This is a genomic window from Exiguobacterium sp. s132 (assembly GCF_018617235.1).
GTDB classification, from domain to species: domain Bacteria; phylum Bacillota; class Bacilli; order Exiguobacteriales; family Exiguobacteriaceae; genus Exiguobacterium; species Exiguobacterium profundum.
The window spans coordinates 1-12,467 of record NZ_JACSJU010000002.1 but is presented as its reverse complement, the minus strand read 5'-3'; the positions used below and the strand labels follow the sequence as shown (position 1 = coordinate 12,467).

The 12,467-nt window shown below is 45.8% G+C and carries 10 protein-coding genes; 7 read left to right on the top strand and 3 right to left on the bottom strand.

The genetic code is table 11. The annotated features are described in order from the left end of the window. Window positions 1–89: 89 nt before the first annotated feature. The 3 genes from yidC to rpmH form a co-directional block, all read right to left on the bottom strand. Window positions 90–950, bottom strand: a complete 861-nt coding sequence (gene yidC, locus KNO78_RS10680) for a membrane protein insertase YidC (RefSeq protein ID WP_015880218.1) — start codon at window positions 948–950, stop codon at window positions 90–92. Window positions 951–1,054: 104 nt separating this feature from the next. Beyond that, the gene (gene rnpA / locus KNO78_RS10675; protein ID WP_015880217.1) at window positions 1,055–1,399 is read right to left on the bottom strand and encodes a ribonuclease P protein component; all 345 of its coding nucleotides are present in this window, start codon (window positions 1,397–1,399) and stop codon (window positions 1,055–1,057) included. A 154-nt stretch (window positions 1,400–1,553) separates the two neighbouring features. Next, window positions 1,554–1,688, bottom strand: coding sequence for a 50S ribosomal protein L34 (gene rpmH / locus KNO78_RS10670; protein ID WP_015880216.1), 135 nt, complete (start codon window positions 1,686–1,688; stop codon window positions 1,554–1,556). A gap of 765 nt (window positions 1,689–2,453) precedes the next feature. On the opposite strand from rpmH, the gene dnaA reads away from it, so the two are divergent. From dnaA to KNO78_RS10635, 7 genes are all read left to right on the top strand, one after another. Then, complete coding sequence (dnaA, locus tag KNO78_RS10665; protein WP_015880215.1) at window positions 2,454–3,833, top strand: chromosomal replication initiator protein DnaA; 1,380 nt, start codon at window positions 2,454–2,456, stop codon at window positions 3,831–3,833. A gap of 196 nt (window positions 3,834–4,029) precedes the next feature. Beyond that, the gene (gene dnaN / locus KNO78_RS10660) at window positions 4,030–5,169 is read left to right on the top strand and encodes a DNA polymerase III subunit beta (RefSeq protein WP_026824743.1); all 1,140 of its coding nucleotides are present in this window, start codon (window positions 4,030–4,032) and stop codon (window positions 5,167–5,169) included. A gap of 126 nt (window positions 5,170–5,295) precedes the next feature. After that, complete coding sequence (gene yaaA / locus KNO78_RS10655) at window positions 5,296–5,511, top strand: S4 domain-containing protein YaaA (protein ID WP_015880213.1); 216 nt, start codon at window positions 5,296–5,298, stop codon at window positions 5,509–5,511. A gap of 1 nt (window position 5,512) precedes the next feature. Continuing rightward, entirely contained in the window at window positions 5,513–6,631 is a 1,119-nt protein-coding gene (gene recF / locus KNO78_RS10650; RefSeq protein WP_159563190.1) for a DNA replication/repair protein RecF, read from the top strand. A gap of 49 nt (window positions 6,632–6,680) precedes the next feature. Further along, window positions 6,681–8,609 carry a DNA topoisomerase (ATP-hydrolyzing) subunit B gene (gene gyrB, locus KNO78_RS10645; RefSeq protein ID WP_074035264.1) on the top strand — a complete coding sequence of 643 codons (1,929 nt, stop codon included), beginning with the start codon at window positions 6,681–6,683 and terminating at the stop codon, window positions 8,607–8,609. 22 nt (window positions 8,610–8,631) lie between these two features. Further along, window positions 8,632–11,199 (top strand): DNA gyrase subunit A, encoded by a 2,568-nt coding sequence (gyrA, locus tag KNO78_RS10640; RefSeq protein WP_015880210.1) that lies wholly within the window; start codon window positions 8,632–8,634, stop codon window positions 11,197–11,199. A 57-nt stretch (window positions 11,200–11,256) separates the two neighbouring features. Beyond that, complete coding sequence (locus tag KNO78_RS10635; RefSeq protein WP_196431642.1) at window positions 11,257–12,246, top strand: HD-GYP domain-containing protein; 990 nt, start codon at window positions 11,257–11,259, stop codon at window positions 12,244–12,246. Window positions 12,247–12,467 lie beyond the last annotated feature (221 nt).

Here is a 12,467-nt window from a genome sequence, read left to right as displayed (position 1 = left end):
CGTTTACTCGTTTCTATCTCTATTCCCCTCTGACTGGCTTGCAATCCCACAAAAAAAAGCTGAGCGTCAGAAGACACTCAGCTTAGCGATTATTTACGCTTTTTCTTTTTGTTTTTCTTTTCTTCTTCAGCAAGCGCTGCACGCTCTGCTTCTTTCGCAGCGATTTTCGCTTCAGCCGCAACCTTCATCTTCTCACGCATCGGGAGCATGATTGCCATCGTGACGATGATCGAGATGATATAACCGACTACCCAGTATAACGAAAGGGCAGCTGGGAGGTTGATCGACATGACGAAGATCATGACCGGGAAGATATAAAGCATCATCTTCAACTGCGGGTTCTGTTCTTGACCCGCCATTGAGATTTTTTGTTGTGCGAACGTCAAGATTGCCGCTAAGATCGGCAAGACGAACGTTGGATCCGGAGCACCGAGGTCGAACCATAAGAAGTTCGCTTCGAAAATCTCAGGTGTACGGCGAATCGCATCATAGAATGCGAAGAGAATCGGCATTTGAATCAAGATCGGCAAACATCCCGCGAGCGGGTTGATTTGGTATTCCTGATAAAGCTTCATCATCTCTTCTTGGAGTTTACGTTGTGTTTCCTGGTCTTTTGAGCTGTACTTTTCACGAAGCTTCAGCATTTCTGGTTGCAACACTTGCATCGCACCCATACTCTTCGTCTGCTTGATCATGAGTGGGAGAATCAATAACCGGACGATAATCGTCGCGATGATGATTGAAATCCCGTATTGCCACGGGCCACCGACCAAGTAAGCAACTTCCTTCAAAAGCCATGCGAGCGGCCATACAAAGTACTTCGCCCAGAAACCTTCTGTGTCAGCCGTTACTGGTTCGGCTTGGATGGTAGACGGATCCACACAGCCTGCCATCAGCATGATGACCGCGGTCATGGCAGCGAGTAATCCTAATTTTAGCTTTTTGCTCATAGTTCCTCCTACGCTTTCTTTATCAATTCTTTTTAACGCACACGTCGATCGGGCAATCTTATCAGACTCTAATTATATGAGAGAACAAATTCAGATTGTCATGGTCACCGGCCCTGCTTTTGCCAAACCTTGGCCCGTTTGAATACGTGTTTCAAACTCTCGGTTACTTCCGACTGCGTCAATGCGGTCGCAGGTTTTCGAGCGATGATGACATAATCATTCGGTGCAACGTTTGGTTCGAGCAAGCGAAGCGACTCACGCATCAATCGTTTCATCCGGTTCCGTTCCACAGCATTTCCAAGTTTCTTACTGACGGAAAGACCCACTCTGAAATGCGTTTGATCCGCTTTGAGCGTGTAGACGACAAACTGACGATTGGCCACGGAGCGTCCTTCGCGAAACACCGCTTGGAACTCTTCATTCTTTTGCAGGCGGTATTCTTTTTTCAAAATTCTCACTCCATCCTTCGCTTCAAAAATCGTCAACTAACATCATATCATATCCACATCATTTGAACGAGGGAGAATCCATGAAATACTACGTTTCTGTGACAAACTAAAAAATTGCCCGAGGAAAGGATCCCCGGGCAATCTTCATTCAGAATTATACAGTCAAGGCTTTACGGCCTTTACGACGACGAGCAGCAAGAATGTTGCGACCGTTTTTAGTCGCCATGCGTGCACGGAATCCGTGAACTTTCTTACGCTTACGGTTGTTAGGGTTGAAAGTTGGTTTCATGGTTACAGCACCTCCTCAAGATTAACGCTCTATTAGCAAGTTATAGTTTCATTTAAGGCAGTCTTTAAGATTATATAAATCGATTCAACAATTGTCAATGTATTTTCGGATGGTTTTCGAATTCGTAGAATGAGGCACTCAGAAAGCATTCATCCACATGGATTCGATCCTTATCCGAAGGACGAGTAGGGGATGAATGTATACACAACCTTTACGTATTTTATAAACGGTCTTTATAAATAGCCACGTTGAGCCATTTTATCCACAAAATCTCGAAGTTATCCACATTTATATGTGAATAACTCCTCTTTTTTTCATATTCTTATTCTTTATTTTTTCATTTTCTTCTTTTACAAAAACAATCTTTCATTTCACTTCTTCCTCTTTTGTGTATAACTTTTTCATCTCATATTCTATCATTAGTGCTTTATCCACAATATATCCACAGGTTATCCACAAAACACACAGCATGTGGATAAGTGGGTGTGGATACTTTTCTTTATCTGTGGATAAATACCAAAAAGCATTGCCACGTCTATTTTATTTTGCTAAACTGAATGTGCACAAACTTGTGGATGAACAATTCGTGATTCCAAGATATACACAGGCTGTGGATAAGTGTTATCCCCATAATGAACACCATGTGGATAACTTTATCCACAGTTTTTGTTCTCTGGGGATAACCCTAGTTTCTACTATAGAATAGTGTATGTGTATATCGTGTGAATAAGTTTTACCCAACATGTGAGTAAAGGAGGTCTTTCATTGAAGAATGCTCGCGAGATTTGGAGAAATGTCTTATCGGTAATCGAGGAAGAAGAACGAACTCCAAAAGCCAGTTTTGACATGTGGTTGAAATCAACCGAGGGGATATCATTGATGGGAACGACGCTCGTTGTGTCGGCACCCGCCAGTTTTATCGTCACGTGGTTAGAGCGACAGTATCTCTCTCTGTTACAAGATACGGTTGAAGAGATCACAAACAACAAGCTTGAAATTCATTTCATCGAGGAATCTCAAGCACACAAGTATGCTCCAGCGGATGGATCGTCAAATGAGTCCATCGCCGTGACAGAAACAAAAGAACAGCCCGTGCTATTACCTTCAAAAGAGGAAGGGGATCTTGGTCAACTGAATGACAAATACATTTTCGAGACGTTTGTCATCGGATCGGGGAACCGTTTTGCCCACGCCGCATCACTTGCTGTCGCTGAAGCACCTGCACGCGCCTATAACCCGCTCTTCATTTACGGAGGCGTTGGACTTGGTAAAACACATTTGATGCATGCGATTGGTCATTATGTAAAAGGTCAAAAACCGGGGGCTCGCATTGCCTATGTCTCTTCTGAGAAGTTCACAAATGAATTTATCAATTCGATTCGGGATAATAAGACCGGTGAGTTTCGGAACCGTTATCGAAACATTGATGTACTATTGATTGATGATATTCAGTTTTTAGCAGGGAAAGAACAAACCCAAGAAGAGTTTTTCCACACATTCAATGCATTGCACAACGATCAGAAACAAATCGTGATTTCAAGTGATCGACCACCAAAAGAAATCCCGACGCTAGAGGATCGACTTCGTTCACGCTTTGAATGGGGCCTAATCACAGACATCACACCACCGGACCTTGAGACGCGAATTGCGATTCTTCGCAAAAAAGCGACCGCGGAAGGGCTTGATATCTCGAATGAAGTCATGCTGTATATCGCGAATCAAATCGATACGAACATTCGGGAACTAGAAGGGGCACTGACACGAGTCGTCGCTTATGCAAAACTTGTCGGACGACCAATCGACCCGGACGTGGCAGCCGAAGCGCTTCATAATATCATGCCTGTCCAGGAAGCGAAGAAAATTGTCATTCGCGATATTCAAGAAGTTGTCGGTCAACACTTCAACATTCAAGTAGAAGAATTGAACTCGAAAAAGCGAACCAAGACGTTGGCATTCCCACGTCAAATCGCAATGTATCTCTCGCGGGAGATGACGGAGAGCTCCTTGCCAAAAATCGGGGAAGAGTTCGGAGGGCGTGATCACACGACTGTGATTCATGCACATGAAAAAATTAGCACCCTTCTAAAGAACGATGTGGAAATGCAAGAGACGATTCAAACGTTGAAGAAGGCACTTTCTAACTAATGAAGAATTCTCTGTGGATATCTTGTGGATAAACCACCTTAGTTATCCACAAGTTATTCACAGGCGAAATGGCTTAACACGTATGGATTAGGGGACTTATCCCCAGTATCCACAGCCCTTATTACTATTATGACTTAATTAATACTATTATATTATTAGGAAATGGACTCATTTCACCTTAGGAGGAATTATCCACATGCATTTAACGATTCAACGAGATGTATTCATGCAAGCCGTACAAGACGTATCAAAAGCTGTGGCTTCACGAACGACCATTCCAATTTTGACAGGCTTGAAACTTGAGGCACATGCGGATGGCTTAACACTGACAGGAAGTGATACCGAGATTTCGATTGAACGCTTGATTCCAATCGAAGAGGGTGGAATTGAACTCATTCAAATTCAACGTGCTGGAAGCGTCGTGTTGAACGCACGCTTCTTAGGAGAAATTGTGAAGAAGTTACCGACGAACGAGGTCACACTCGAAGTTTCACCGAACTTCATGACGCGCATTGAGTCTGGTCAGGCAGAGTTCCATTTAAACGGTCTCGACCCGGATGAATATCCACGCCTACCTGAACTTGCGAGTGATCGTCGCTTCTATTTGCCGGCTGATCTATTGAAGACCATCATCCGTCAGACGAGCTTCGCTGTTTCTTCACAGGAGACGCGTCCCGTATTGACAGGGGTTAACTTCTCAGCAGAGAAGGGCTTCCTTACATGTGTCGCAACCGATAGCCACCGTCTGGCGCTTCGTCGTGCGCGATTTGAGACAGATAACGATTTGACGTTCCAAAATGTCGTCGTTCCTGGTCGCTCACTCAACGAATTGGCAAAATTACTCGACCGTGAAGAGTTGCCGATTGAAATCGTCTTAACGGACCAACAAATTTTATTCCGTATGAAAAACATCTCATTCTTCTCTCGTTTGTTAGACGGTGCCTATCCAGACACGTCACGTCTCATTCCGGAAGAATATCGCACAGCGGTTCGGATGAATGCGAAAGAGTTCTTACAGGCCATTGACCGTGCATCGCTCTTAGCACGTGCCGATCGCAACAACGTCATTAAATTTGTGGCGGAAGATACAACGGCAGTTGAAGTCTCTTCACACTCGCCGGAAGTCGGAAAAGTGTCGGAACGTGTCAGCATCCTGTCGCTTGAAGGAGAAGAACTAAAAATTTCCTTCAACTCGAAATTCGTGATGGACGCGCTCCGCGCACTCGATGCATCTGAAATCGAAATCCAGTTCACGGGTTCGATGCGACCGTTCATTTTACGACCGGTTGAACAAGATAGTGTTCTTCAACTGATTTTGCCAGTCCGCACATCGTAAGCTGCGGATAGGGATGATGAGGTGTCTTGCCTTGTCATCCCTCTTTTTGCCTTATTCGACGATTTTCGATAAACTAATATGTATGGCGATTTTTTCAGATCAGCATGTGAGAAAGGAAGTGACGACATGGAAAAAGTGTCAATTACAACCGAGTATGTAACGCTCGGACAATTTTTAAAATTAGCAGATATCATCTCAAGTGGGGGACAAGCAAAGTTCTTTTTAGAGGATGTCATGATTAAAGTGAACGGTGAGCAGGACCAGCGCCGCGGTCGTAAATTAAGAGATGGAGATACAATCGAAGTCGAAGGCTTCGGGGAATATCAAATCGAGGGAAACTGACGTGCATTTAAAGTCGATCCGATTGCAAAACTATCGCAACTACGAAACCCTCGAGCTAGATTTTTCAGAACAGACGAATGTTCTGATTGGTGAGAACGCCCAAGGAAAAACGAATCTTCTCGAATCGATTTACGTACTTGCGCTCGCAAAATCGCATCGGACGACACAAGACCGTGAGTTAATCGGTTGGGAAGCCGATGCTGCGAGTATCGAAGGACGGATTCATAAACGGACGGGCGAATCGGTGCAGAGTCTCTCTTTTTCTCCTAAAGGCAAGAAAGCAAAGCTCAATCATTTGGAACAACGTCGTCTCAGTGACTATGTCGGCGCATTTAACGTCGTCTTGTTCGCCCCAGAAGACTTAGCCATCGTGAAAGGCAGTCCGCAAGGGAGACGGCGATTTTTAGATATGGAAATCGGTCAGGTCAGTCCGGTGTACTTACACGAGCTCAATCAATACTTGAAGACGTTGAAACAACGGAACGCCTTGTTGAAGCAGTTATCCACAAAAGGTGGCGACGAAACGTTACTTGAAGTCTTGACGGATCAATTGATTGAACTTGCCGTAAAAATTGTGATGAGACGCTATCACTTCATCGACCAGCTCGAAAAATGGGCCAATCCCATCCATTCCGGAATCACAAGAGAACTCGAAACACTGACGATTCAATACGTTTCCGACACGTTCCAAAAAGAACGCTTCTCAAAAGAACAGATGTTTGAAACGTATCGTCAAAAGTTTGATAAAATAAGAGAGAACGAACGACGAAGAGGTGTGACCTTATTTGGTCCGCATCGTGACGATTTTGAATTGTATGTCAACAATCGAAACGTTCAAACGTTCGGTTCACAAGGTCAGCAACGAACGGCGGCCTTGTCATTGAAGCTAGCTGAGATTGAATTGATTCATGAAGAAGTAGGCGAATATCCTCTGTTGTTATTAGACGATGTGTTATCTGAGCTTGACGATCATCGCCAAACCCATCTCCTCGATACGATGGGACGGAAAGTACAAACGATTTTGACTACAACAAACATTGACGGGATTGCACATGAGACCATTCAACAAGCGAAAGTGTTTCACGTGAAACAAGGTGAGGTTGAAACGGAGTCCGTGTAATCGTGGCAAGAAGGAACACCAAATCATGTATAGTAGGTGAAAATAACCGATGAGTAATGAAAATGAAAAAGAATTGCAAGCGTACGGCGCCGATCAGATTCAAGTCCTTGAAGGCTTAGAGGCTGTCCGTAAACGTCCAGGGATGTATATCGGTTCCACAAGCTCTCGCGGTCTCCACCATTTGGTATGGGAGATTGTCGATAACTCAATCGATGAGGCGCTCGCTGGTTATTGTGACACGATCACAGTGACGGTCGAGCCAGGGAACTCGATCGTTGTTGAAGACAACGGACGTGGGATTCCGGTCGATGTTCAAAAGAAAACGGGTCGACCTGCCGTTGAAGTTATTTTCACGGTTTTGCACGCAGGTGGTAAGTTCGGCGGTGGCGGATACAAAGTATCAGGTGGTCTTCACGGTGTCGGGGCGTCGGTTGTTAACGCCTTATCGACGAAACTTGAAGTGTTCGTTCGTCGCGATGGAAACGTATATTACCAATCGTTCAAACGGGGTGTTCCACAAGGTGAACTCGAAATCGTCGGGACGACCGACACGACAGGGACGACAGTTCGTTTCTTCCCAGACGGGGACATCTTCCAAGAAACACTCGAATATGACTTTGATCTGTTAGCGACACGCTTACGTGAACTCGCCTTCTTGAACAAAGGGTTACGAATCGTGGCTAAAGATGACCGTAGTGACGAGACGATTGAGCGGAACTATCACTATGAGGGCGGAATCAAGTCTTATGTCGAGCACTTGAACCGCTCAAAAGCGTCGATTCATGAAGAGCCTGTATACGTACACGGGACGAAAGACGGAATCGAAGTCGAGATTGCGCTTCAATACAACGAAGGTTTCGCAAGTAACATTTATTCATTCACGAACAACATTCCGACGCATGAAGGTGGGACGCACGAGACTGGATTTAAGACGGCGCTCACCCGTGCCATTAATGATTATGCGAAGCGATTCGGATTGATGAAGGAAGCCGATGGTAGCCTCTCAGGGGATGATGTCCGTGAAGGATTGACGGCGATTGTTTCGGTCAAGCACCCTTCTCCTCAGTTTGAAGGGCAGACGAAGACAAAACTCGGGAATGCCGATGCGCGTACGGCAACGGACACATTGTTCAGCGACACGTTCGAACAATTCCTACTCGAGAACCCGTCGGTCGGCCGCCTCATTGTCGACAAAGGCTTGATGGCGGCACGTGCGCGTCTTGCTGCGAAACGTGCACGCGAGATGACACGTCGTAAAGGGATTCTCGAAGTCAGTTCATTGCCAGGGAAATTGGCAGACTGTTCGTCAAAAGATGCATCGAAATCTGAACTATACATCGTTGAGGGTGACTCAGCGGGAGGTTCTGCGAAATCTGGACGTGATCGTCACTTCCAAGCCATCCTTCCGATTCGAGGGAAAATCATCAACGTTGAGAAAGCACGTCTTGATAAGATTTTGGCCAACCAAGAAGTCCGGACCATCATCACGGCTCTCGGAACAGGGATTGCCGATGAGTTTGACTTATCGAAAGCGCGCTATCATAAACTCATCATCATGACCGATGCCGATGTCGATGGTGCGCACATTCGAACGTTATTGTTGACGTTCTTCTATCGTTACATGCGCCCACTCGTTGAAAGTGGATATGTTTATATCGCGCAACCACCACTCTATGGTGTGAAGCACGGGAAAGAAACCATCTACGTTCAAAACGACCGTGAGTTGCAGGCAGCGATTGCACAACTTCCTGAAAATGCACGTTATAGCGTTCAACGTTACAAGGGTCTCGGAGAGATGGATCCTGAACAGTTATGGAATACGACGATGAACCCGGAAACGCGTTCGATGCTTCGTGTCGACCTGCAAGATGCAATCGAAGCGGATGAAATCTTCGAAACGCTCATGGGTGACAACGTCGAACCACGCCGTGACTTTATTCAATCTCACGCCCATTACGTGAAGAACCTCGATATTTAATAAGAAGGGTAGGCAATAACGAATGGCAGAACAAGAAAATATCAAGGATATAAATATTAGCCAGGAGATGCGAACGTCGTTCATGGACTACGCGATGAGCGTCATCGTATCACGTGCCCTTCCGGACGTGCGAGATGGATTAAAGCCGGTTCACCGTCGTATTTTATATGCGATGAACGAACTAGGTATTCGCGCGGACAAGCCACATAAGAAGTCGGCGCGTGTCGTCGGGGACGTCATCGGTAAGTACCACCCACACGGTGACTCAGCCGTTTATGAGACGATGGTCCGCATGGCTCAGGACTTCAGTTATCGCTACGAATTAGTCGACGGTCACGGGAACTTCGGTTCAGTCGATGGCGACTCGGCCGCTGCGATGCGTTATACCGAGGCACGTATGTCTAAAATTGCGATGGAACTCGTACGAGACATCGGAAAAAACACGATTGATTATCAACCAAACTTCGATGGTGAAGAAAAAGAACCAGTCGTACTTCCGGCACGTTTCCCGAACTTCCTTGTGAACGGGACGAGCGGGATTGCCGTTGGTATGGCGACGAACGTTCCGCCTCATAACTTGAACGAGGTCATCGACGGTGTACTGGCGCTTTCTCACAACCCGGACATCACGATTGCAGAATTGATGCAACATATCCCGGGTCCTGATTTCCCGACTGCGGGAGAGATTTTGGGACGTAGTGGGATTCGTCGTGCATACGAAACTGGACGTGGATCGATTACGATGCGTGCGAAAGCTGAAATCGAGGTCTTGAAAAATGGCCGTGAACGGATCCTCGTGCACGAGATTCCTTACCAAGTCAACAAAGCGCGTCTCGTTGAAAAGATTGCCGATTTGGTTCGCGACAAGAAAATCGAGGGAATCACGGACTTACGCGATGAATCAGACCGTAACGGGATGCGCATCGTGATTGAAGTTCGCCGCGACGCGAATGCGAGTGTCATCTTGAATAACTTGTACAAGCAAACACCGATGCAAACGACGTTCGGTGTTAACATGCTCGCGCTTGTAGGCGGTCGTCCAAAAACGTTGAACATCAAACAAGCAATCTATTACTACATCGAACACCAAAAAGAGGTCGTGCGTCGTCGGACGCAATTCGATTTAGACAAAGCGGAAGCACGTGCCCACATTTTAGAAGGTCTTCGTGTTGCCTTGGATCACTTGGATGAAGTCATCGCCATCATCCGTAGCACACGCACAGGTGACGAGGCTCGTGAAAAGTTGATTGCCCGCTTTGGACTTTCGACTGAACAGACGCAAGCAATCTTAGATATGCGTCTCCAACGCTTGACTGGTTTGGAACGTGAGAAGATTGAAGGCGAATATCGTGAAGTGAAAGCGTTAATCGAAGAACTTCGTGCGATTCTCGGAGACGAAGAATTGCTACTCGATATTATTCGTAACGAGTTAATCGAAATCAAAGAGCGATATGGTGATGCTCGTCGTACGGTGATTCGTACGGATATCGTTGAACTCGAGGACGAAGATTTGATCCCAGTTCGCGACATGATGATTACGCTCACGAGCGAAGGATATATCAAGTCGATCCCATCGGATTCATATCGGACACAGCGCCGTGGTGGACGTGGGAAACAAGGTATGGGAACGAACGATGAAGACTTTGTGCTTCGTCTGCTCTCCGCGTCGACACACGATACCATCCTGTTCTTCACCAACTTCGGACGCGTCTTCCGTCTCAAAGGATACGAAATTCCTGAGATGAGCCGTACCGCGAAAGGGATGCCGATCATTAACTTGCTGCAAATCGACAAAGGTGAAAAAGTCGAAACGATGATTCCTGTCGATTTCAATAGTTACTTGGCTAACCAAACGGTAGCGGAAGAGACACAGGATGAGTCTGAAGAAGTAGCGGACGAGCAGTTGTCTCTCGTCTTCATCACGAAAGAAGGATTGATTAAGCGTTCGCCACTTTCGGCATACGCCCGAATCAACAAAAACGGTCTACGTGCCATCAGTTTGAATGAGACAGATGAACTCGTCACGGTCCGTTTAGCGAAGAGCGACGATGAAATGTTGATCGTCACACGCCAAGGTATGTCGATTCGCTTCCCACTCGAAGGAGAAGTTCGTTCGATGGGACGTACGGCACGAGGCGTTCGCGCGATTCGATTGAAGAAGGAAGACGATTTGGTCGTCTCGATGGAAATCGTTCGCACCACGCAAGACGTCTTGATTATCACTGAAAAAGGATACGGAAAACGTACGGCCATGGAACAGTTCCGCACACAAGGTCGTGGCGGTTCCGGTATCATCGGAATTAAGACAGATCGTGGAACAGTCGTCGGGATGCGTGTCGTTGATGAAGACGATGACATCATGCTGATGACCGAACTCGGTGTTGCGATTCGGATTGATTCACAAACGATCTCTCAAATGGGTCGAAGTACTCGCGGTGTGAAAGTGATGAACATCGAAGAGGGCGATCGTTTAGCGACTATCGCAAAGTTGAAAAAAGATGAGTTAGAAGAGGAATCAGCAGTCGATTTGGAGAATGGGTTTGAGGATGAAGCACCTGAAACCGATGAATCGTCTGATGTGAATGAGTAAGACGAGAGGTCGAACGGTGTTTCCGTTCGATCTTTTCATATATTAGGAGGGATTCGCGTGCGTTTGAACTTATCCACTGTACATGTTGGGATGACGCTATTGTCACCCGTTTCTTCTTTAGAAGCCGGAATCCACTTAACCAATGAACATTTACGTTTGCTCCGTTTCTTAAAAATCGAAGATATCGATGTCGCACCTGTTGAACAGAAGCTCTTCACGTCTAAAGAAGAACAGCGCCTCTGTAATCAGGTCCTTCAATATGAGAAGCATTATAATCAGTGGGAAGAACGGATCGCACCTAACCCATATGAAGGTCTAGAATTCATTCATCAACTATTTCGTCAGGAAGTTCCGCTTACAGCGATCGTTCATTTCTTTACGCATCAGCCGTTGCGGAAAAATCATGTCATTTACCATTCCGTCTATCGAGCGCTCGTCGCCCGTGCCTTATCGAAATATCGAGGGGACGAACATCAACTCCAATTTGATTACGGGATTGCTTCTTATTTTGCAGATGCGAGCTACGCTAAAATTCGGAAATGGTCTCATATGCGTTATTTCACAAAAATGGAACGGGAGCTATTGTATCAACACCCACTCGTTTCGGCATCGATGCTCCCGAGTACTCAAACGTTAAGAGGAAGAGTGTATCAATTGATTACCGAGCATCATGAGCGATTGGATGGATCCGGGTTTCCAAAACGTCTGACGGAACGCGAGTTGAATCCAGCCTCTCCTCTATTTATTGTCGCCGATCGCTTCTGTCAGTTAACAGCACCCCGAACGTTCCGAAAGCCGCTCTCTCCAGAGGAAGCATATTTCTATATGTGGCAGAACAAAGCCTATGATGGAGAAGCTTTGTCGCTTCTTGCGACATTACTTGGATTTTATGAAATCGGTCGCCCTGTTTTATTGAGCAGTGGAGTACGAGGAACGATATATGCCTATACGAATCGTGTCGAACAACCGATTGTGCTTGAAGCGACAGGGGAGAAAGAATATGATTTATCGCGATTAACCGATGTGAGCATTGTTGCATTTCAATAAGAAGAAACTAGCGATTCCATTCAACAAAATGAAATGGAATCGTCTTTATTTATTCTTTTTTAAAAAACTTTCTTTTTATAGTTGACGGATATAATTACAGGTGCTATTATAAATGAGTCGCTAAGAGCGGCAGACGAACTTTGAAAACTGAACGATGAGGCAAAAAAAGTTTTACAATTTTTGAATGAAGCGCAAGCTTCGTCAATTTAAGAGCTATATCA

Excerpts from the sequence above, each read along its gene's own strand:
- yidC (WP_015880218.1), bottom strand. The coding sequence starts at position 950 with ATGAGCAAAAAGCTAAAATTAGGATTACTCGCTGCCATGACCGCGGTC.
- rpmH (WP_015880216.1), bottom strand. The coding sequence starts at position 1,688 with ATGAAACCAACTTTCAACCCTAACAACCGTAAGCGTAAGAAAGTTCAC.
- dnaN (WP_026824743.1), top strand. The coding sequence starts at position 4,030 with ATGCATTTAACGATTCAACGAGATGTATTCATGCAAGCCGTACAAGAC.
- yaaA (WP_015880213.1), top strand. The coding sequence starts at position 5,296 with ATGGAAAAAGTGTCAATTACAACCGAGTATGTAACGCTCGGACAATTT.
- gyrB (WP_074035264.1), top strand. The coding sequence starts at position 6,681 with ATGAGTAATGAAAATGAAAAAGAATTGCAAGCGTACGGCGCCGATCAG.
- gyrA (WP_015880210.1), top strand. The coding sequence starts at position 8,632 with ATGGCAGAACAAGAAAATATCAAGGATATAAATATTAGCCAGGAGATG.